Below are 22649 nucleotides of genomic sequence, written 5' to 3' on the forward strand. Positions count from 1 at the left end.
CTTCTGTCAACACTTATAATAAAAAGAGTGGGACAATCGGCGTTTTGATCCCAGAATTTAAGCCCATCAATCGATTATTCCTGGTTTTGGAATGATTGATTGATGGGCTTAAATGGCCGGGATCAGCCGATTGTCGCACGTTTCAGCTAGATATAATAAAATCACCAAACAGAGACTGAGTCAAAAGTCGATACTTTCCCAGCCTCTGTTTCCGAACTTATTTTAAATATGATAAAGGTTTTTGAACCTCAACCTTAGTGCCATCATACTTGTCCTTGATGTACTTTTGAATGGCCGCATTATGATACAACTTCACCAGCTTTTGATAGTTCTTGTTATCCTTGTTCTTCTTGGCAGTTGCCAGCACATTGATGTTTTCACGGGTATCGGTATCAATCTTTTCGTGGAAAATTGAATCTTTCAACACGTTCAAATGGCCTTCAAGCGCAACCGTGTTCGAAATCAAAACGGCGTCCAAATCATGCAAGACTCGAGGCCCTGTCGTATCATCAATTTCTTTGAATTTCAGATGCTTGGGATTGGAAACGATGTCGTTGGTATTCCCCAATGCTGGGAAATTCTTCTTCAGTTTAATCAATCCCGCACTTTGGAGTAATAATAAGCCCCGTGCGGTATTAGCCGGGTTGTTGGCAATGGCAATCGTGCTGCCGTCTGGAATTTGGCTGACCTTTTTGTATTTATCTGAATAAATTCCCAGCGGTTCCAGATAGGTCGTCCCCAAAGCTGCCAACTGGGCGTTTTTATGTTCCTGGTTATAGGCTTGCAGATACGAGTATGACTGAAAGGCGTTGACGTCAACGCTGCCTTGAGCCGTTGCGTTATTGAGTTGGACACCATCAGTGATCTGTTTGACCTTAATTTTTAAGCCAAGCTTTTTGGCCTGCTTACTTTCAGCAATATGATTCCAAATATCATAGTCTGAACCCTGCGACCCAACCGTAATGGTGGCACTCTTAGCGTTTGATGCGTTGCCCGTTAAGCTGTGGATCCCAAAAATAATGCCGACCAGTACTACGATACCAATTAATGTGTAAATAATTCCTTTACTATTTTTCATTGTCAATCTCCCTCAATTAAGTATTTAATTAAATGCTTATAAATGAACTGTTTTTCGTGCCAGCCAGTCGCCCACAAATTGGACTAAAAAGACCATGATCAAGATGACCAGCATGGCGGCAATCGTGACGTCGTTTTGATAGCGGGCGTATCCGATGCTAATAGCGACATCCCCGAGGCCACCAGAACCAATTGCGCCAGCCATCGTCGTTAAGCCGATGAGACTAATAATCGTCACAATCGACGCCCGGATCAAATCCGGCAGGCCTTCTCGCAGATAAATTCGAAAAATGATTTCAAGATTCCCGGATCCGATTGACCTGGCGGCTTCAATCACTTGCGGATCAATTTCCAGCAACGCGTTTTGAACTTGACGGGCATAAAACGGAAAGATACCAACCACCAACGGGACTAACGCGGCGGTCGTTCCAACTGTCGTGTGGACAATGAAGTTGGTGATTGGAAACATCACCGCCAACAGGATAATGAATGGAATCGACCGTAATAGGTTAACGACCTTATCCGTCAGCCCGTAGACGTATGAGTCTTCGGCAATTCCACCGGGTTGGGTAACCACTAACACGATACCCACCGTCAATCCGAGGATTCCGGCAATTAAAGCGGACCAGACCGTCATATAAATGGTGTCCCAAATTGACTGCACGAATTGCGGCCAAATATGCGCGACATTAGGAAATATTTGTTTTAACATCTGCTTGATCCCCCTTCTTCTCAGTTGCCAAAAGTTTCACGTCAACCCCGTGTTGGCTCAAGAAATTAATCCCGTCGGCCAGCTGTTTGGACTGACCCGACAAGACAATAATCAAATAGCCAATTGAGGTATCACTAATCCGTTCGATATTGGCAAATAAAATATTGGCTTTTAATTTATATAACTCGGTCAGGTCAGAGATTAACGACTGCTTGGTGGCCTGCCCGCGGAACTTGAGGAATAACAACCGTTCGTTGGGTGACAGACTTTGCAGACCCTGATCGGCTTTAATCTGAGCCAACGCTTCAGTCACGTTTGCCGAAGAATCCACAAAGTTTTGAGTCAGCGCCTGCTGTGGATTTGCGAACACCTTGGCAACGTCACCGCGTTCAATGATTTTACCCTCATCCATGACTGCCACGTGCTGACAAATCGATTTGATGACCTGCATCTCATGGGTGATCAGCACCACCGTCAGTCCCAGGCGTTGGTTCAATCGTTTCAACAACTTCAAAATATCATCGGTTGTCTTTGGGTCCAGCGCACTGGTGGCTTCATCACTGACCAAAATATCAGGATCGTTGGCTAACGACCGGGCAATGGCGACCCGTTGCTTTTGGCCACCGGATAATTGTTCCGGATAGGACTGTTCAAATTCACTCAAACCGACTAGGTCCAGGAGCTCCTTTGCCTTCGCCCGCCGATCTGCTTTACTAATCGATTGGCTTAGCAGTGGATATTCCACGTTCCCCAACACCGTTCTGGAGTTCAGTAAGTTAAAATGCTGAAAAATCATGCCAATCTTTTTGCGGGCTTGGCGTAATTTGGCGTTGGATAATTCTAAAAGGGGTTTGCCGCCAACGATAACCTTTCCCTCGGTTGGCCGTTGCAGGAGATTAATCGTTCGCACCAGCGTACTCTTGCCGGCGCCTGAGTACCCGATAATCCCATAAATATCACCCTTGTTAATTTGTAAGTTCACTTTGTCGACCGCGTGCAGCGACTTTCCGCCTGACTGGAAGGTCACGCTGACATTTTGAAGGTCAACAATTGGTTCTTCTAACACTGCCATAGTCATCCTCCTCATTTTTCATAAAAAAAGCGCTCCTGTATCAAATACAGAAGCGCTAAATCGCGGTACCATTCTGAGTTCACTTCATTAGTTGCCTAAAAAGTCTCACCAACCATCTCAATTTGAAATGGTGTGTCTAATAACGAAGACGAATCCGTCTGCCATTTTCAATCTGATCACAGCAGCCAATCACCGGCCATTTTCACTTTCAACTAACGATCGACTCACACCACACGTCGACTCTCTTTGCGCTGTTTAGAAGTTACTCTCCGATTCATTTTGTTTAAAAATTCTATTCGATGTTCCAAACGCTTTTTGCAGTCTTAATCACCAGTGCCAGCTTGTTCCACTGGTCTTCTTCGGTTAAGTGGTTGCCTTCTTCAGTCGAGGCAAAGCCACATTGTGGTGAAATGCAGAGATTATCCAGCGGTACATATTGGGCGGCGTCTCGGATTCTGTCTTTCAGGAAATCTTCCTGTTCCAATTCCGGCTTCTTCGTCGTCACAATTCCAATCACAATCCGTTGATTTCGGCCATTATCAGCAATCTTCTTAAGTGGTTCAAAGCCACCTGAACGCTCGTCATCATATTCCAAGAAATAGCCATCAATGTGGAGTTGTGCCAAATAGTCGGCCACTGGATCGTAGGCTCCGGCACCTGCCCATGTTGAATCGTAGTTGCCCTTGCAGACGTGCATCGTGATCGTGAGGTCGGCAGGCTTGCTGTCAACGATGGCATTAATTGCCTTAACAGCGGCTTTTGCTAATGGCTCAAGTTCAGGCTTCAGGGTCTTATCCGAGAAGCTGGCCCACATGCCCCATGATGTGTCATCCAGTTGGAGATAGCGACAACCAAGGTCGTAGAAGTGCTGAACGGTTTGCTTGTATGCCTGAATCTCATCATTCAAAAATGTCTCAAAATCGCCATCATAGTATTCGTCAATCACACCAGCGTCTTTATTTGGGAAGAAAACGGATGGGCTGGGGATCGTCTGCTTGGCGGCCACGCCCTCTGGCACGATGCTGTTGAGGTACTTAAAGCCGTCAAAGAATGGATGGTTGGGATTATATTCGAGCTTGCCGGTGAACTTAATGCCGCCCTTGCGTGTCTCCTCGCCATGGAAAATATACCCGTGCTCCGGTTCAAAGAATTCCGCGCCGTTTAATCCATCAAAGAAATCCAAGTGCCACCAACTGCGTCGAAATTCACCGTCGGTCACGGCCTTCAAGCCAAGTTCAACCTGTTTATCCACAATCCGACTAATCTCTTCGTTCTCAATGGTTCTTAAATCAGCCTCACTAATTTTTCGATCGTGATAATCCGCTCTTGCCTGCTTCAATCTCGCTGGTCTTAATAAGCTGCCAACTTCATCGTACCGATATGGAAATTTTAATTTTGCTGCGACTGTCATTTTGTCCACTCCTTTAGTTTTGTTGCATAAAAAAAGTCCTCATACAGAATAATCTGTACAAGGACGATAGTTGTCGTGTTACCACCTTAATTTTCACACAGCTCACACTGTGTGACTCACTAGGTACTCAAACAAACTGTTCGAATACCGTAACGCGATAAGGTGCGTTCGCCATGCCGTCTGACTTGTGCTCGACAGCATTTGCTCGAAGACCATATTCACCAACTTGCCACAATTCACTTCCACCAAACGTGAACTCTCTAAATGCGGCGCCTCGGCTACTCATCTTTTCACTGCTTTTTGTTTATGGATTTAACTTAAGAGTTTAAGCTAAATTATGAGAATGTCAAGTGGAAGTTTTAATTGTATGCTCATTTGGACGTTAAAAAACTGGTCTTAACAGCCAGTGATTATTTAATTTTAAGCCTGTTTCGTTGGCCAAACAGTAAATTCACTCACATTGACGTCCTCTGGTTGATCAATCGCAAAATTCACGACTCGAGCAACAGCATCTGGTGAAATACCAACTTTTTCATACAAGCTATCCGCACCGGCAAGAGTGGCCTTATCTGTAATACTTTGAAGCAACTCGGTGTTAATGGCCCCAGGGTACAGGGTTGATGTTCTGATGTTGGTCCCCTCTTCAGCACTTTCCATCCGAATGACTTCCATCACATTTCGCACCGCATACTTTGTGGCACCATATACGCCGGCTCCGGTGAAGTTCTTAATTCCAGCCACAGATGACGTCGTAATAATTTGGCCATGCTTTTGCGCAACAAAGTCCGGCATGACGGCGGCAATGCCGTTTAAGACACCCTTTAAGTTAATATCAATCATTAAATTCCAATCATCAGTTTTCAGGGCACTCATTGGCGAATTTGGCATCACACCCGCATTATTAAAAATAACGTCAATCTGACCGAATTTATTCTTGGCAAGGGAAACCAACGCTTTGAGATCATCGGGATTGCGTACGTCTGTGACGCGGTATGCGGCCTGACCACCCTTTTCAATAATCGCATCAGAAATCTGTTTTAATCGTTCTTCGCGACGGGCACCTAAAACGACCTTTGCCCCATTTTGAGCCAATAAGGTCGCACTCGCCTCACCAATTCCTGAAGATGCTCCGGTAATCACAACAACTTTGTCTTTCACACTCATAAATAACGCCTCTTTCAATTTATTAATCAGTTCATCTGACTGATGAGAAAAGTATAGACCTTGGAGTCTACTCAAAGGCAAATAAAATGTTGCAATTAACTTTTTGATAACGTGGTGAGTTCCAAATAAACGCTATCTGCTATCAAAGTTGCTTCTGCTAAATAAATCAATTATGATTCAAATAATTACAATGCGACAAAAAGAGAATGAAGTCGAAAGCGAGGAGAAATGATGCAACCAACAAAACTATCCGTCAACCTCATTAAGCAGTTGCCCGAGCTTCCCACTGGATGTGAAATTACCGCGGTTACGATGATGCTTCAATATGCCGGCAAAGCTGTCAATAAAGTGGCCTTGGCCCATGAGATGCCCTATGATCCAACCGACTGTAATAAAGGATTTGTTGGCGATCCTTTCACTGAGGACGGGGACAGTATTTATCCACCAGCACTGCTGGACTTAGTGACAAAGTACGCCGGAAACGCTTTTGACCTCAGCGGTGACTCAATCGAACAACTTAACCAATACCTCTTCGATACCCAGCACCCCATTATCGTCTGGGTCGGCCAGTTTGACGGCTTTTCAACCCATGCCCTGGTGATGACCGGATTTGATGCATCACAGATTTATTACAATGACTGCTGGACGGGCGAACAGACGCAGATGGCTGTGGGTGATTTTGAGGATATTCGGGCGAAGCGGATGATGATGGCGCTGAGTTATTAATGGAACAGCACACTTAAGACGCCACAATGTAGTCCTGAACAATGATAATTTTCAATTTCAAAATCACACAAAGCGTGTAAAAATGCCGCACCGTAACAGGCGCTCTTTTTAAACAGGCGTCAGTCTGTCATAACGGTTTTATTACTTCCACATTAAGTAGAGCTAATTAATTGTGGAATGTATTGTAAGCGGTTACAATATGGTTATCAAACACTTAATGACCCAAACGAGTATTCGAAAGGGTGAATGAATATGGCACGATTTGATGGTAAAGTCGCTATTGTTACCGGTGGCGGCTCGGGGATTGGCTTAGCAACCACCAAGCAGTTTTTATCAGAAGGCGCAAAGGTTGCCGTTGGTGATTTTTCGGATAAGGCGCAAGAAGTTATTGAGGCATTAAATACTGATGATAATGCATTATTTGTAAAGACCGATGTTACCAACGAGGACCAGATCAAAAACTTGATCCAAAAGACCGTTGAGAAGTTTGGCAAACTTGATATCATGTTCGCCAATGCGGGGATTCTTAACGATGGTGATATTACTGATTTGGAGCTCAACAGATGGCAACGAACAATTGATATTAACCTGACTGGTGTTTATTTAGCAGATAAATATGCAGTCGAACAGATGCTCAAACAAGGCAACGGTGGCTCAATTGTCAATACTGGTTCCATCCACAGTTTAGTCGCAATGCCAAGCATCACAGCCTATGGTGCAGCTAAAGGTGGGGTTAAAATCTTAACTCAAACGCTCGCTGCAACCTATGCAAAACAGGGCATTCGGGTTAACGCAATTGCCCCTGGATATATTGACACACCATTGCTGAACGCAGTTAATCCAGGTCTCAAGGAGCGACTCACAAAGCTTCACCCACTTGGACGACTTGGCAAACCTGAGGAAATCGCCAAAGCAGTTGCCTTCTTAGCAAGCGATGATGCTTCGTTCATCGTTGGTGATACGATGGTCATTGATGGTGGATATACTTCAGTATAGTTTGCATTCAGCACATTAATTTAAGTCAGGCACTAAAGCATAAAAAAGGTAGCCATTTCTGGCTGCCTTTTGTTTTTCTACAAGGGAACTCTTTAAAGTGGTTTGGATGCTGTTTTTACGCCAACTTAATCAAAACAACCCCGACCAGCATAATAATCATCCCAACAATTTGAGCCAGAACGACCCGACTCTTCATGGATTTCCACCAGCCAAATTGTTGAATTAAAATCGAACCAAATATTTGACCGAGCAGGCCCATCATAATCGTTAAGCCGGCGCCGATCTTGGGAATCGTAATCACGGATGCCAGGACAAATAAGGAGCCGAGAATCCCGCCCAGCCAGTTCCAGGCTTTGGTTTTCTTGAGCTGCTGGACACTTGGAAACCGTTTATCAACTGCCAGCGCGACTAAAATCACGATGACCGTTCCAACCGCAAACGACACGAATGATGCCTGACTTGGCGAGCCCAGCAAGGTTCCCAAGTGGCCGTTGATGGCTTGCTGAGTGGCGGCCACAAAGCCCACTAAAACCGCCCAAATTTGCCAGCCTAGGACAACGGTGGGATGCTGGCCGGATACCGTTTCCGAATCAAACTGCCTGACATCCCGGTTTTTAATGCTGGGGACAACAACCGCGATAAAGATTCCGACGACCATAATGATAATCCCGATGAGCTTAATCCACGTCATCGGCAGTTGTTTGGCGCCAAACCAGCCAAACATATCAATAATCGTTCCCATCACGATTTGGCCGAGAACCGGCAGAATAACGGTTTGAATCGCCCCAATTTTGGGAAATAATAGCACGTTTGATGTTAAATAAATCGATCCCAAGAGCCCACCTAACCAGATCCATGCCGGCTGCGTCTGGATAAACGATAGACTGGGAAAAATTCTACCACTCATGGCCAGAGACGTGATTGCGAGGAAAATGGTCCCAACGATAAACGAAATTGTGGCGGCGATGAATGGCGACTTAACTACCGTACTCAGATTTGAGTTGATCGGACTTTGATTGGCAAGCAAGAATCCCGCAATAACTGATATGGTCATAAAAACCAGCATTTCTCATCTCTCCTATTTGAACGGTCTAGCTTCATAATGGTGCATAAATGACACGTCAAAAATTATACGCCGTTTGGTTCGTTTTGGCTGGAACTTAGCATGCCGGAAATCACCTTGGGACTGAAACTCAGATAGCCAACCGCGTGCCGGGCAATTCCAGCCACCAAAAGGGCGCCCCTGTCCACGTTGAACAGCTTCAATAACCAAGCCGCATCCCAGTTATATCTTCCCCATCAACGTCTCTATCAGCTTCACAACTGCCACCAAAGAAGGTGATGTGCGGCTGCGGAGATAAGCGACCCCATAATCCAGGACAACTGGGTAATCTAACGGAATGGCCGTGACCTTGGAAACCTCCGTGTCGACGGCAAAGGACGGCAGGATTGCCAATCCGGCGCCGCCTTGGACCATATTGATCGCGGTGTTGACCGTGTCCGCCGTCTGATAATGAAGGATTCCCGGAGCTTGAATGAACGTATTTTGCAAAGCGGCGCTTTCTGGTGGTGCCTGCAGTGGATTGAAGAAGATCAGCTGCAGGTTTTCCAAATCTGAAAACGTCAGAATTTGATGATCACTGAGCCGATGGCCGATGGGTAAGATGACGTTAAAGTGCCCTTGATGTAATGGGACAAATTCGACTTCGGGATTGGCACCGATCGTGTCTCGCGTCGTTAAAATTAAATCAAACACCCCTCTTTGAAGATTGCTCAAACCCGTACTCAAGTCAAAGCTTCGAAGAGACAGGCGGACGTTTGCAAGCTGGTGGCGGGCACTCGCCAAAAGTTTCGGCAGCAGCTTATTTTCAATCATCGCGTTGGTGTAGCCAATCTTCAGCGACGCCTTCTCCTGTTCACTAATTTCACGACTATCAATGATTGCTTGCTCAGTGAGTATCAAAACGTTAGCCATTTGTTTGGAGAATTCCAATCCGGCTGCTGTCAATGAGACTTCATGTTGGCTTCTTCTAAACAATTCAAATGACAATTCGGTCTCAAGTTGCTTGATATTTTTAGAAACTGCGGGCTGCGATAAGTGAAGCCGTTTTGCGGCCGTGGAGAAGTTGAGCGTTTCTGAGACAGTGACAAAGCATTGCAATTGTTGAAAATTCAAATTCATCATTCCAATCTTTCATAGTCTATAAATAAGCGTGATAACCAGATGGTATTTCATGTGATATATTGAACTTGTAAACAAGAAAGGATGTTCATTATGAGATATATCGTTACTGGAGCAGATGGCAAACTTGCTGGTCGAGTTGCCGAATTAATGTTAAAGAATGTGAGCGGCGATCAATTAACGTTCACCTGTTATAAAATGGATCGTTTACCAAAGGATAAGTTAAAACGCTGGCAGGATGCGGGTGTTCGTGTTGTTGAAGCCGATTACAATGATAAGGCATCCATGCTTAAAGCGTTTGAAGGCGGCGACCGTCTTTACTTGATTTCCGGACTGGATGTCGGCAAACGTGTTCAGCAGCATCGTGACGCGATTGACGCAGCGATTGCTGACGGCATTAAGCATATTACCTACACGTCATTTGTTGGCGCAACCGATCCTGCTTACCAACACATCTTTGTGACCCCTGACCATACCGCAACTGAGCATTATCTGGAAAGTACTGGCATTGATTATACCGCCCTGCGGAACAATCTGTACATGGAAACCTTTATGACGATGCGGGCAATGTTGGCCTTTATGTCAAATAACCGATGGGTGACAACCGCCGGCGAAGGTAAAGCCACTTTGGTTTATAAAGACGACTGTGCCAAGGCTGGTGCCGCCTCACTTCTTGGCAAAGGCACCCGTAAGGTCTATAACATTGTCGGATCAGAATCCATTTCGATTCGCCAAATTGCCGACATGATCAGCAAACGTTCGGGTCAAAAACTCGAATACGTACCCGCCACAAGAGAAGAATATTATGATTACCTGGCAGCCCTAAACATCCCTCACGACATGTCCGGCGACTTCTCCAAGTCCCCCGCACCATTCAGCGCCAACGATGTGGTCGATAACGACAAGTCAATTGCTGATGGCCTGTTGGATGTTAAATCAAACGACATCGAAGAGCTGACCGGAGACAAGCCAAAGACCCCCGAAGAAGTCATTGGCGAGTTCGATTATATTTGGAAGGATCATATTACCAACTGGCGGCAGATGAAGTAGTCTTGAGTGTGTTTGCCGGATTCGTTTGGCGTTTTGTGGAGCTCGTTCACTTGGTGGGCGGGCTTTTTTGGGTGGATGTGAAAGCCTCGACGCTTGCTAGGGCCGAGGCTTTTCTATTACCGTCAGGGTGGTTTAACAATTGATTTACAATGTGTCTAATTTAATAAGTTGACCCTGTGTATTTTAAATTCCGATCGATAAGTTGAATCGGTCATAAATCTAGTACCATCGGCAAATGGTCAGAGTATTCTAAAAAGTGACTACTGCCAAAACTAATCTCAAACTGCGTCCCCTTTGGTACATAAGCATAATCAATGTGATACGGTCGATTGATCTTTCGATACATGAAAAATGTCGGCTGCGTTTCCTTACCAAATTTCTCACCAGATTGATCATGATAAGCACTAATATGCTTTATGGAAGCCATTAGTTCATTAAAGTCCGAATGAGTACGGTATCCATGGTGACTATCCCAGATTACATTGCTATTGAGATCGCCAATTAATATTGTGTCGGCAAGCTTTTCTAAATGGAATCCTGTATACAAATAAATATCTTCGATGTAATTATCTTTAGACCAGATTCCTAAAAACGTTTTGTTCATGAACTTAAAAGGCATGAAATATCTCATTCTGTAATTATCCCAGTGCAATGGTTCAATCGGTTCATTCCTGCAAGTAAAAACTAATAGTCCCTTTTTATCCCCAGGAAATGCCAGGTATTGCTCACTTTGAACGTCACGCTTGAACTGTTCATTATTAAGTTTGTCGATACCTTCCACTTCTGCAATGATGTACAGATCTGCATCGAATTTCGTTATGTACTGATATTTATTTCGAAAACCACCGTTGCAATTCCAAAAAACAACTCTCATGACTAAATGTCCTCCACACAAACCAGGGTAACCCTCAGAACGTAAATGAAATTGAATACCACAACCATTAACATCTTAGTACACCCTAATCACACCATTTTTATCAGGTTCCATGCTCATCAATTCCATATACTCCTTGAACTCGTTTTTAGCCCATGTTGGAGCGTTTGGATCAATTTTTACTTCGTCTTGGGTATGAATCCAGTATTTATAACCCTTTGGTTGAATTAACATAGTCAACACCTCACTTCTCAGATTAAGCATAACTGCCATGCCAGCAATATGCCAGGCATGATTTTATTATTCAACAATAAAGGGCAAAGGTTACGATTACGTCGTTTATTTTAAACTTCTGCAATGATGCAACTAGTTCCTAAGTTCGTGGTTAATTAGAGCATACAAAAGCGCTCTCGATTATTAGTGTCGAAAGCGCTTTTAAGGCACGGACTTTTTAAATTGTGGTTATACTTTGCTTAACTGGTTGGCAAAAGAATTAACTCGATCCATAAAATTACTAAACAAGGCATCCTCTTTGGCATCTGTCTCGTACATTGCTTCTGGATGCCATTGAACACCAATGATCAAATCATCATCTTTACTTTCAATTCCTTCAATAACACCATCCTTCGCTACTGCAGAAACTTTCAACTGTTGAGAAACTATGTGAACCGCCTCGTGATGGTGGCTATTCACAAACAATTTATCACTTTTTCCAACAATTTGTTCCAAGTAGCTATCCGGAGTAATCGAAATTGTGTGAGTGCCCTGTACCATAGGTGCCTTTTGAAAATGCTGCAAAGTGGGGTGCTTTCGTTGGCTATACAAGTCTTGGTACACATTGCCGCCGAGTGCAATGTTAAGCACCTGAATACCTCGACAAATGCCAAAAATCGGTTTCTTATTTTTAACTGCTAATTGAACTAAGTTTATTTCACTAGCATCCAGAAATGAGTCCGTATCTCCAAGTTCATTAATCGGTTCTTCATCGTAAAATTTTGGAGCTACATCCGGACCACCAGGTAATAATAAGCCGTCAATCAAGTTTGCATACATGCTCATAAGTTCTGGGTTGGTAGTTGGAATTAATAATGGCACACCGCCATGCTTGATAACACCTGCAACCTCACTGTTATTGACAATGTTCCTTGGTAAGTTGCCGATAAGACGATTTTCAGCAGGGATACCGATCACATACTTTTTTGACACTAGATCAACTCCTAATTTATAAAGCATCAATTACTTCGTCGTTCAAAGCTAAAATAATTGACTTCAGTAATTTGACAGTATTTTCAAAGTCGGAATATGCTACTAATCCATAATTAGTGTGCTCATAACGAACAGGAATTCCGATACAAATTGTTGGCGCACCCTGATATTCAAGCAATTCTGAACCATCAATGCCGCCACCAGTTCGCACTGCGCGAGTATAGGGAATCTGGTTTTGTTTTGCTTGATCAACAGCTAATTGCTGGAAATGTGGGTTAGCAATAAATGAAGTATCCATATCCCGCAACATTGGACCACGTTTTAATCCTGTTTGAATGAGCCATTCAGGTGTAAAGGTATCATCAGCCGGGCAGCCTTCAAGACATATCGCAATATCTGGATGTATTTTTTTAATTGTAACTTTTGCACCCCTACAACCTACTTCTTCTTGTGATGCAATCCCACCGACTAAGTTTACATCCAAGTTTGCCTCAGCCAAATCAGACATTGCCGCCATTAGACAGGCGGTTCCAATTCGATTATCAAATGCCTTGCCCATCATGACATCTTGAGTTTTGAAATACTCCCATTCTGTGTCAGGGGCAATTGGACAGCCGGTGTCAATTTTTAATACTTCTTTGGTCTCTTCAGCACTAGTGGTTCCAACGTCAATAACTAGGTTTGCAATATCAATCGGCTGCTTTTTCTCAGCTTCAGTCATAAAATGAGGTGGCTTGGTGGCAACTAGTCCAGTTATCCACTGGCCATCTTGGTTACGAATTCTCATTTTTTCGGCGGTCAGATTAGCCGGAACCCATCCCCCAAGTGGAACAAACTTGATTGTTCCATTGGGCTTAACTGCCTGAACGATTAAACCAACAGCGTCCAAATGAGAATCGAGCATTAACGTTTTCCCTTTAGCTGGTGAATTTTGCTTATTGCTCAGGTACACATTGTTCATATGATCTGCATGAACAGAACTGAAAGTTGACGCCGTCTTAACAACATAGTCCTTGACTTCATCTTCAAATCCACTGGGACCATTTGCGTTAGATAGATGTTCGATTAAATTAAGTGCTGATTGCTTATCCAAATTATTACCCCTTTTTCACCTTATTTAGTTAAATATGCAGTTCGATAATCGTAATGGCCATTAATCCGGTCATACACAACGCCTTTAAGCTTAGGATTAACGAGATCAATCCCATTTGGTTGATAAATCGGTGTGATACCTTGATCTGATGCCAAGATTTTTTCTGCGTTGATTAAATCTTGCCATCTTTTAGTAGGATTGTTTGCATCTTTATTGTTTGAATTCTTAATGGCTTGATCAAACTTTTGGTTGTTCCACTTGCCATTGTTTTCAGGATTATTAGATGTAAATTGAGATAAAAACGAGATCGGATCAGCAAAATCAGCGGACCAACCAGTGAAGTTAACCTCAAAGTTTCCAGAAGAGGCTCTTGCAAGCATTGAAGCAAACGGAATGCTGTTAGACTCAACTTTCAATCCGGGAAGTGTTTGTTGAAGTTCACTTTGAATAAATTCAATAACGTCTTTGGTTTGATCATCATCGGCGGATAGTAATTTAACAGTTAGATTCTTTTTGCCTAACTGACTTAAGGCTTTCTTATAGTACTGTTTGGCTTTAGTAGCATCGTAGTCCACTGTTCCAGGCACAAATGCCTCATCCGCGAAGTCTTTACCAGTTTTAGGATTTTTAGCAAAATCCAATGGTACAAACCCTTTTGAAGCAATTGAGCCATTCTGCATCACTTTGTTAATTAATTGGTTTCGATTTAATGCTAACGAAAATGCTAGCCTTAGATTTCGATTCTTAAATACGCCGTTTCTTTGGTTATATTGTAAATACTCCGTTGCTGCTAAAGGCCGCTTAACAGCATCCTTATTATTTCCAAGCTGTTTTGCTTGCTCCCCTACCAAACTAATTAAATCAAGCTTGCCAGATTGGAACAGGTTATAGGCCGTACTAGGTGACTTGGCAACTGTGTAGTTAATCTGAGATAGTTTAACTGCTTTTTTGTCCCAATACTGATTGTTTTTTATTAGCTTCCATGAATCGTTAGTACCTGTCCAACCAACGTTTTTAAATGGACCATTATAAACAGTGTATTTGGCAGATGTTCCATACTTTTTCCCATACTTTTCGACAACTTTTTTATCTAGTGGATACAAGGTCTCACGCGCCATTACCATCTTGAAGTATGTGGTTGGCCGAGATAGTTGAACCTTTAACTGATATTTTCCAACTGCTTTAACACCTAATTTACTTGGCGACAACTTTCCATTAACAATTGCCGGAGCGTTCTTCACATTGTCAAAAAGATACGTGTATTGGCTGGCAGTTTTAGGGTTGACTGCTCGTTGCCATGAATACACAAAATCACTAGCTGTGACGGGATCCCCATTACTCCATTTTGCATTGTGTCGGATGTTGATGGTATACGTTTTGCCATCTTTAGAAATTTCTGTTTTAGTAGCCAAAGCAGGTTCTACATTCCCATTTGCGTCATAACGATAGAGCCCTTCAAATGTTTCATCAATTTGAATAAATGAAGTTTTGTCATAGATTTTTGACAAATCCAAACTGGTAATTTCAGCCGTCGTTGATAGTCCAATTTGTTGTTTAGCAGCCAGCTTATTAGAAGTTTGAGTTGAACTTTTTGTGCCGCACGCAGTCAGTAATAAGCCAATTCCTAAAATACCAACTGATAAAAGCGAATGTTTTATAATAGATTTCCTCATATAAATACCCCTTTTTCTCATCTTAAATTCATTATTCAAATAATAACCCTTTTTAAAATTATGTCAATATATCGTTTAATATTATAAGAATATACATAATAATTACACGGGGGTGTTAGATTATAAAAAGTTTAAAAGATAACTAACAGCATTGGTCCAGACGAAACAGAAAAAATCGATGGCGTTATTATGAGTACTTTTCGTCTGCAAGGGTATGATATTATTGCATAGTTTGGAATTTTTCTTATTGATGAGATTTTCCCCAATACGTAGTAATGATATTTTGCAGGGTTCATTCGTTTCTGTCGTACTATTATCAAACTTTTCTTGGAATAACTTGCGGTTAGGTTAAACGGGATCGAGATACTTTTGATGCAAAGTAAAGGGATAATTCAAGGGTTTTTATTATGTTCTCTTATGAAGATATGAAAAAATTCAAAATGACCACTTTATCGGATAAAAATACGATATAATTTAAATATTAATTAGCCAGAGGTGCTGACTAATAGTACGTATGGAGGGGAAACTATGAAAAAATCAACCATCGCAATACCACTAACCTTAATAGCGTGTGCTACATTTTCATTTGTCGTAACGGGAACATCTCACGCCGCAACAAGAACCGTCCCAGCCAAGATGAGAGGAACTTGGTATAAGTACCAACAAGGTGAGCCATATTATAAGATCAAATTGACAAAGCACTACTTATTTACACGCGACTATTTTCAAAATCATTATTCTTATAACCATTTCAAAGTGACCGTTGCAAAAGTTCATCGACATGGTCAAACTTGGTATTATATCAATCCTGTGAATAAAGACGCTGGGCCAGTTGCATATTATCGATATTCTTCAATTAAGGTCAAAGGTAAATGGCATCGATCCTTACAGTTCAGAGAGGGACAAATTTATTATCGCCTCTTTAAAACAAAGGTCCCCTATTCATATGGCAAAACCGTTCCCATCTGGAATTAAGGGATAATAAGTAGAATACAATTCAGCAACGATGCTTACTTTATTTCAAACAAGAACCCGGTTATTCCAAGAGATCTATTAAACCGCATTATAAAGAAGATCCTCGACAATTGCTGTCGGGGATCTTTTTGATTCGGAATAGAACAGTTGCTTAATAATTTCCTTGAATAACCAACTTCTTGTTGGCAGTGACATAGTAACCGTTACTCAATTGATAACGGGTCGTGAGATTGTGCTTAACAATCTTCTTCACTCTTAAATGGGTGCCCTTCTTGTATGACTTTGCTCGACGTGTTAATGTTTCATTCTTATAAGCATGGATGCCATTAGTACCAATTACGGTTATCTTTTTATTCTTTGGTACTGACTGATAGTATGCCTGAACAACATATTTGTGATGTGCCGTGATGTAACCAATTTTTCCCGCAGATTTGCTCTTATGATTGACGTCTCTAACTTTATAACGTAATGTNCAGTAATCACAAACATTGGCCGGTTAATCCGCTTTTGTTTCGGGTACCTAGCAATTCGCTGATTCTTTGTAAAGTTCGCAGTTTTATACATGTAGAGACCCTTAATGGCATGGACTGTAGATCCCTTTTTCTCCGCATTGTTCGGCACCTCTGTGGTTGGCTTTTCAGGCTCAACTGGATCCGTTGGTGTGGGTGCTATCGGTGGGGTTGGCTTTACTGGATCTGTTGTGTTGCTTCCACCCGGATTAGTTGTTGGTGGCGTTACCGATGGCTCCTCAGTTAAACTAATTTGAGAATAGATGCTGTAATGAATACTTGGTGCTTGGATTTCCAAATCAATAGGGTTAATTTTATCGGGATTGAGAAGTTCTTTTTTATCATTATCAGCGGACACACTTGGTGCATCAATGTTAATGTTGTCTGATGTTAATTGTTCCACTCCACCAACTTTAAAAGAGATTCCTTGCGATGACAGTATATCAGTAAAAGGAATTGGTGTCTTATCAGCTAATTCTGACTTGTGGCGGTTGTTAGTGTGAAATTGCTTTGCAAAAGCATCATCTTGAACTGCAACATCACTTGGTAAATCCACAGAAGTTATTTTATTATCTGTGAAGGCATTGGTACCAATTTCTATTATCTTAGGAAGTTCCAGACGTTCGATTTCGTTCACAGCAAATGCAGACTCACCTATCTTAACTGCCTCAGGCAAATCAATTGAGCGAATGTTATTGTGTTTAAACGCATCCTCACGAATTATTTCAGCATTTGGTAAGTTTAATTTTTGAATCTGATTGTTTTCAAATGCGGCACGGTCAATATAGGCACAATTTGGTAAAGTCAATTCCGTGAGATAGTTATTATAGAACGCTCTGCGATCAATGAACTGAACTAGAGGTAAATCCAATGATGCGATTTTATTGCTACGAAATGCTATTCCATGAATCTCAGTTACCTTTGGTAAGTGAACAGCTTCAATTTGATTATAAGAAAACGCTTCCTGATGGACTTCTGTAGCCTCTGGGAAGTCAATTGTCTTGATTGAGTTTCCGGTAAAAGAAAATTGCTCCACGTATTGAATACCATGAGCAGTTACGGAACTAATTCCTTCCCCATCGTTGCCTGCTAACCGTTGAAGACTATTCCGGGAAAAAACAGCGGCTCCAATTTTACTTGCAAGTGATTCAGGAATGACAAGGGCCCCGCCATTAATTAACTTTTGAGCAACAGCTTGACTAGTTAGACGTGTAATTGTATCACCACTTATCTCAACATCGCTAGGCTGTAATTCAACAATTTCGGCTTCATTTTGACTTTTTGCTGTTCTTACAGACTGCGTTTCATCCGCGTATGTCTTCTGAACAGAGAACCCTCCTCCAAGAACAACACCTGCACACAGTAATCCTAATATAATTCGTTTTGGCTTCATGAAATTATCCTCCTAAATTTCGTGAGTCGGTTCTGCAATGTTTTTATGGTTATAGAATATCAGAATTACTCGTACAAATGTTGTAACCGCGCAATTATTCACACTTTTTTCGGTTTTTGTTCATAATTTCCATCTATTTAACTAGATAATATTTAAATTATATTGTAGCTCAATCTTTTCGTCTGTAACGCTTATAAAAATATACATTGATGGCATGCTAGAATTAAGTCGTTAAAACTACTCACGATGTTTTAATCGATAATGAAAAAGAGTCCAATGTCAGTATTAGCAAACGTTTATCCGAAAGGACTTAACCACGAAAATTATAAAACATCTTTTCGTCTTCATAATTCCATTTTTTGACATTCACAGCGATTCCAAACGCCATTGCCCATGCTTTAGATGCCCTCGATGATGACACCGTACCTACTAATTTATCCAAAAAGCGTTGGCAAAAATGAACGCTCATATAACGACGTGTGGAACAATGTCAAATATTACCGAGTCACTAAAGCAGCCAAACTAACGTAACTGAAACGAATGACGCAACGCCTAGATATCTTTAAATCATTTTGCTGGATATATGAGCATCGACTTATGATAGAATAAATCTTGGATGTTAGCTAGTTTCCAAGACAACTTTTAGAAGCGGGTATAATTGATAAGTTACTCCTCAAAAGGAAAGGAATTTTTACATACCACCTCACTAGAAATGAATGACTGCTTGGAAACACTAGAATTCAAAATTAAAAATATATCATGCTTGGAGGAATTCACTTTGAAAAAATCTTTAACCAAAATCATAGTAGCTGCATTAACCCTGACTTCCCTGGCCGGCGCTGTATCTTTGACACCAGCCCCAACGGCCAACGCAGCAAGTTGGCACAAAGGATCACCTAAGGCCTTTATTGGGTCTTGGAAGACTGATGGTTTCACCGCCTACAAATTTACCAAGAGCACAATAACCGTTTATGGAAAAGGCGGTGGAACTTCTAAATCGATGTACAAATATCTTGGCCATAAAAAATATGCCATTAAATACAAAGTACAAGGCTACAACTATAAAGAAACCTTCACGTATATTAATAGCCATAAAATCAAGGGTCACGGATTTTATTTAACTAAGTAACAGTTGCAAATGAATCGTTTCAATATGTGAAAAGATCCTCGACATAAATGCCGGGGATCTTTTTTGAGTCTTGAGTGATGGCTGTATCTCCTCTCAAAGATATTTTCATGTGTCAAGTTCCCTTTTAGTTTTTTAATGCGGGTTCATCTAAAAAGAATCAAACGCTTTTAAAATTCCCCCGCCGGCTAATCACCTTCAGATATCTCTACTAGATAGTAAAATTGGTGACCACCAACGGTGTATCTTGTCCAAATACCTTGTTTCCAATCCTCATCACCATAGTTCCATTTCTTTGTAGTGGTTTGGTGTTTAGTAATTGATAAACGATAATATTTAGCCGACACCTTTTTCTCGGTTAATCCCCTAATTGGCTTTTTTTAATAAATGTAGGATGTTTTCCCCTTTGTTTTAAAGGAATCAATTTTCACTGCTCTGGTCGGTTTAATGGTCCAGATTGGATTATCAACTGCACGGGATTCGTGTGTTGCTTCCCAGCTGTTTTGAATACCGTAATGTTTTAATCGCGGGGTGCTGTAATACTGGAGATATCCATCAAGCGTAATGTAAAAGATCGGCTTGTAATTGCCAGCCTTACTGTTTGTATAGCCAGTTCCCGCCTGTAAGGCCAGCGTTCGGACTGGCAATTTCAACTTATATGGTCTGAAATACTTTGTCGTATAGTGCTTGTTGTAAGTTTTGGTTGTTAACGGCACCTGATAAATTTGCTGCTGCTTTTTATAACTAATTGCGCCACGAGTGAAATAGGCCCATGACCGACCATTAGTAGCCTCCACTTTGAGAATGGTTCCCTTCGGTGTGATGATCTTGTGGCCTTTTTTACCATTTACCTTGGTATATTGGCCAGTAAACAACGGCCGTTTAACTTTAACGTATTGAATATTGCTGTTTTCACCCAAATTCGTGTAGGCATGAGCACAAGCTGGCACTGCCAACAGAATGCCAATACTTAAGATGCCGCTTAAAATGAGTTTTCTAGTTATAAGCGATAGTTTGAATTTCATAAGATGTCTTCCCCTCAAAACTTTTTCAATTACAACATCAAGACACTGTCCAGCATTGATGATAACACGTGGGGGGGGCGCCGACCAACATTTAGATGACAGAACTTTCAATCAACGATGAAAAAATACCCAATATAAATTCTAACGATAAATATGCTAAGGAAGACTCTCATATTTTGAGAGGATTCGCCTCACTTATTGACTTCAATCCACTGATTTAGTTAGCTTTGAGTATAGCTTAAAAAGTTCTCGGACAGCATCAGATTCAGTCGTATCTTTGATGGGCATTCCATAAGCCTGCATGACAGCTTTGTCATTTTCTTGATGGGCTTTACGAAGTTCTGGTGGCATCGTTAAATCATCATAAAGGTCTGCAAATGAACTTGAGGGATACAGCTCTCTGGCATTCAAAATTTGCTGTCCAGTAGTTTTAATTCGATCTATCTGAGTGCCACTTGGAGTTGGCCAAGGAAAATTATTGTAAACAAGTGTGTTGGAATAGTTGTAATCACTTTTGAGCCTTCCTGCAACAGCCCGCATCCATGCCATATGAATATTTGAATTTAAAACACCAAATTCATATAACGTTGCATTTTCGAGCATATAAAGTTTGTTTCCTGCAATGACATCAGGACTTAAATAGTCCATGGGGATATATTTTCGTCGCTGAGAAGAGACTTCAGGCAAAGCTATATAGTTAGTTTTAGAATCTTTAATTTCTCCAAACAGGGTAGGAAATTCAGCCTTCTTTCTAGTCGCTGGTCGTTTACTTTTAAGCCTGAGTTGTTTTACGTTGGCGACTCGATTCATTATCGTTGAATCATTTTTTATGATCGTTGGGTCTGCATCAACTAACCACAAACAATATCGTGAGATTCGTGAAATAAAATCTTGGCCCATCATGAAGGGACGTATATATTGTTGCATAGTCGGATTTTGTGCCAAAATTTCATCTCTGTCGGCTGCGTTGAGGATCAAAAAACCACCATCGATAGGCTTGCTTCCTGAGTGCATGGGGGTTACATCACAAAGTGGTTGCATTCTTTTTTTGATAAAAACATTATCAGAATCGGCAAGATATCCGTTGATATTATCGACCAACCGAAAATGGTTTCCAGAGTATAGGCGCTTAACTTGTTCATCAACATAGCTAAAGCTAATTATAACCACATGGACTTGAGCCTTTTGTGTAGCTTCGCTATTCCAACGAAATGTGGTATATGCAAAATTGATGTGTATTCCATCGTCAAAAAGTGGCTTCCACAATAAATTAACTTGTTGGCCTTGAGTAATAGAGTTAGTCGAAACAAAGGCAGTATGGATTGTAGTGTTATTCATAAAGTCTGAGGCTTTTTTATACCATCCAGAAACATAATCGATATCACCAATACCTTTCGCGTTCCCAAATACCGAATGTAGTTCATCCTTTTGTTTTTTCTTCATAACACGGGCACCCGAGAAAGGTGGATTACTGATCATATAGGTTAGTTTGTAGTTTGGGACTACTCTATTCCAGTCAACCCTTAAAGCATTCCCTTCAACAATTTTGGTATAAGTCTTTAGTGGCAAAAAGTCTATATTAGCATATACGATTGCCTTTGTTGCCTCCATCATCTGGGATTCAGCTATCCATAATGCAGTTTTTGCTACAGATACGGCGAAGTCATTAATTTCAATACCATAAAACTGTTGAATTGATACTTTGATTAAACCTTGTCCAACATCCAGCATACTTTGATCACCGAAAGCCAGTTTAATTGCCTCGTTTTCCAATTTTCGCAAGCTAAGATATGTTTCAGTTAGAAAGTTGCCTGAACCACAAGCTGGATCGAAGAAGGTTAGTTTGGACAATTTGAATTGGAATTGTTTTGCTTTTTCGCGTAATGTTGCCGGCTGTTTATACTGTTTGATCTGTAACAGTTCCTCTTTGAGATCATCGAGAAACAGTGGATCGATCACCTTATGGATATTCTCGATTGATGTATAGTGCATTCCACCCTCACGCCGTGTATCAGGATTTAACGTGGATTCAAATACAGCTCCGAAGATGGTCGGGCTGATGTCACTCCAGTCAAAGTCAGCACTAGCGTCATTTAAGAGAAGATCTTTCAACTCTTGAGTGAAATTGGGTATTTCAATATCCTCTTCTGAAAACAGTCCACCATTTACATAAGGGAATTGTGCAAGTTGATCATCCAGATATGGATCGCGATCAGGAATCTTGGTGTCTAATACCTGGAACAAGTCAATGATCGAACGACGCATAAATCTTGGTTCAATGTCTTTTAGATAATCATGAAACATGTCCTTTTGGCCAAAGATTCCTGCATCTTCAGCATATAAGCAGAATACAAAGCGCACACATAACTGATTAATGCTTCGTTG

General features: G+C 41.5%; 20 protein-coding genes, 1 pseudogene and 2 other annotated features. Of the genes and pseudogenes, 5 read left to right on the forward strand and 16 right to left on the reverse strand.

What is annotated here, in order from left to right:
* Positions 1–217 precede the first annotated feature (217 nt).
* The 5 genes from FC51_RS11075 to FC51_RS11095 all read right to left on the reverse strand — a co-directional run bounded on the left by FC51_RS11075 (position 218) and on the right by FC51_RS11095 (position 5436).
* Complete coding sequence (locus FC51_RS11075) at positions 218–1078, reverse strand: MetQ/NlpA family ABC transporter substrate-binding protein (RefSeq protein WP_057910582.1); 861 nt, start codon at positions 1076–1078, stop codon at positions 218–220.
* Positions 1079–1114: 36 nt separating this feature from the next.
* The gene (locus tag FC51_RS11080) at positions 1115–1789 is read right to left on the reverse strand and encodes a methionine ABC transporter permease (RefSeq protein WP_057911332.1); all 675 of its coding nucleotides are present in this window, start codon (positions 1787–1789) and stop codon (positions 1115–1117) included.
* Positions 1767–2861: a methionine ABC transporter ATP-binding protein gene (locus FC51_RS11085; protein WP_057910584.1), complete on the reverse strand. Its 1095-nt coding sequence runs from the start codon at positions 2859–2861 to the stop codon at positions 1767–1769. Before FC51_RS11085 ends, FC51_RS11080 begins: the two co-directional genes overlap by 23 nt.
* A gap of 45 nt (positions 2862–2906) precedes the next feature.
* Positions 2907–3148: a binding site (T-box leader), on the reverse strand.
* A 5-nt stretch (positions 3149–3153) separates the two neighbouring features.
* Entirely contained in the window at positions 3154–4272 is a 1119-nt protein-coding gene (locus FC51_RS11090; RefSeq protein ID WP_057910585.1) for a 5-methyltetrahydropteroyltriglutamate--homocysteine S-methyltransferase, read from the reverse strand.
* A 56-nt stretch (positions 4273–4328) separates the two neighbouring features.
* Positions 4329–4575: a binding site (T-box leader), on the reverse strand.
* A 117-nt stretch (positions 4576–4692) separates the two neighbouring features.
* Entirely contained in the window at positions 4693–5436 is a 744-nt protein-coding gene (locus tag FC51_RS11095) for an SDR family oxidoreductase (protein WP_057910586.1), read from the reverse strand.
* 231 nt (positions 5437–5667) lie between these two features.
* Between FC51_RS11095 and FC51_RS11100 the strand changes: the two genes are divergently transcribed.
* Together FC51_RS11100 and FC51_RS11105 are read left to right on the forward strand one after the other, a co-directional pair.
* Complete coding sequence (locus FC51_RS11100) at positions 5668–6162, forward strand: C39 family peptidase (protein ID WP_057910587.1); 495 nt, start codon at positions 5668–5670, stop codon at positions 6160–6162.
* Between the two features lie 252 nt (positions 6163–6414).
* Entirely contained in the window at positions 6415–7158 is a 744-nt protein-coding gene (locus tag FC51_RS11105; RefSeq protein WP_057910588.1) for an SDR family NAD(P)-dependent oxidoreductase, read from the forward strand.
* A 115-nt stretch (positions 7159–7273) separates the two neighbouring features.
* Here FC51_RS11105 and FC51_RS11110 read toward each other — a convergent pair whose 3' ends face one another.
* Together FC51_RS11110 and FC51_RS11115 are read right to left on the reverse strand one after the other, a co-directional pair.
* Complete coding sequence (locus FC51_RS11110) at positions 7274–8224, reverse strand: DMT family transporter (RefSeq protein ID WP_057910589.1); 951 nt, start codon at positions 8222–8224, stop codon at positions 7274–7276.
* 219 nt (positions 8225–8443) lie between these two features.
* A complete protein-coding gene (locus FC51_RS11115) occupies positions 8444–9343 on the reverse strand; it encodes a LysR family transcriptional regulator (protein WP_057910590.1) in 900 nt (299 codons plus the stop codon).
* A gap of 90 nt (positions 9344–9433) precedes the next feature.
* On the opposite strand from FC51_RS11115, the gene FC51_RS11120 reads away from it, so the two are divergent.
* Positions 9434–10390, forward strand: coding sequence for an NmrA family NAD(P)-binding protein (locus FC51_RS11120; protein WP_057910591.1), 957 nt, complete (start codon positions 9434–9436; stop codon positions 10388–10390).
* Positions 10391–10601: 211 nt separating this feature from the next.
* Here the strand turns inward: FC51_RS11120 and FC51_RS11125 are convergent, their stop codons facing one another.
* From FC51_RS11125 to FC51_RS11140, 5 genes are all read right to left on the reverse strand, one after another.
* Positions 10602–11264 carry an endonuclease/exonuclease/phosphatase family protein gene (locus FC51_RS11125; RefSeq protein ID WP_057910592.1) on the reverse strand — a complete coding sequence of 221 codons (663 nt, stop codon included), beginning with the start codon at positions 11262–11264 and terminating at the stop codon, positions 10602–10604.
* A gap of 75 nt (positions 11265–11339) precedes the next feature.
* Entirely contained in the window at positions 11340–11498 is a 159-nt protein-coding gene (locus tag FC51_RS12470; protein ID WP_167547569.1) for a hypothetical protein, read from the reverse strand.
* Positions 11499–11726: 228 nt separating this feature from the next.
* The gene (locus FC51_RS11130; RefSeq protein WP_057910593.1) at positions 11727–12470 is read right to left on the reverse strand and encodes a gamma-glutamyl-gamma-aminobutyrate hydrolase family protein; all 744 of its coding nucleotides are present in this window, start codon (positions 12468–12470) and stop codon (positions 11727–11729) included.
* Positions 12471–12486: 16 nt separating this feature from the next.
* Positions 12487–13563, reverse strand: a complete 1077-nt coding sequence (locus FC51_RS11135; RefSeq protein ID WP_057910594.1) for a M42 family metallopeptidase — start codon at positions 13561–13563, stop codon at positions 12487–12489.
* A 20-nt stretch (positions 13564–13583) separates the two neighbouring features.
* The gene (locus tag FC51_RS11140) at positions 13584–15236 is read right to left on the reverse strand and encodes a peptide ABC transporter substrate-binding protein (RefSeq protein WP_057910595.1); all 1653 of its coding nucleotides are present in this window, start codon (positions 15234–15236) and stop codon (positions 13584–13586) included.
* A gap of 528 nt (positions 15237–15764) precedes the next feature.
* Between FC51_RS11140 and FC51_RS11145 the strand changes: the two genes are divergently transcribed.
* Positions 15765–16211 carry a hypothetical protein gene (locus FC51_RS11145; RefSeq protein WP_057910596.1) on the forward strand — a complete coding sequence of 149 codons (447 nt, stop codon included), beginning with the start codon at positions 15765–15767 and terminating at the stop codon, positions 16209–16211.
* Between the two features lie 151 nt (positions 16212–16362).
* On the opposite strand, the gene FC51_RS11150 is transcribed toward FC51_RS11145, so the two are convergent.
* Both FC51_RS11150 and FC51_RS12730 read right to left on the reverse strand, forming a co-directional pair.
* On the reverse strand, positions 16363–16683 hold a 321-nt coding region (locus FC51_RS11150), incomplete at its 5' end, for a DUF5776 domain-containing protein (RefSeq protein ID WP_235806486.1).
* Position 16684: 1 nt separating this feature from the next.
* A pseudogene (locus FC51_RS12730) lies at positions 16685–18113 on the reverse strand (leucine-rich repeat domain-containing protein); the annotation flags it as partial.
* Positions 18114–18891: 778 nt separating this feature from the next.
* On the opposite strand from FC51_RS12730, the gene FC51_RS11160 reads away from it, so the two are divergent.
* Complete coding sequence (locus FC51_RS11160) at positions 18892–19242, forward strand: hypothetical protein (RefSeq protein ID WP_057910597.1); 351 nt, start codon at positions 18892–18894, stop codon at positions 19240–19242.
* 377 nt (positions 19243–19619) lie between these two features.
* On the opposite strand, the gene FC51_RS11165 is transcribed toward FC51_RS11160, so the two are convergent.
* Together FC51_RS11165 and FC51_RS12365 are read right to left on the reverse strand one after the other, a co-directional pair.
* Positions 19620–20264, reverse strand: a complete 645-nt coding sequence (locus FC51_RS11165; protein WP_225355080.1) for a hypothetical protein — start codon at positions 20262–20264, stop codon at positions 19620–19622.
* Between the two features lie 204 nt (positions 20265–20468).
* A partial coding sequence (locus FC51_RS12365; protein ID WP_162261244.1) for a class I SAM-dependent DNA methyltransferase occupies positions 20469–22649 on the reverse strand: 2181 nt, incomplete at its 5' end.

Origin of the sequence: Lentilactobacillus parabuchneri DSM 5707 = NBRC 107865 (assembly GCF_001435315.1) — a bacterium.
GTDB classification, from domain to species: Bacteria; Bacillota; Bacilli; order Lactobacillales; family Lactobacillaceae; genus Lentilactobacillus; species Lentilactobacillus parabuchneri.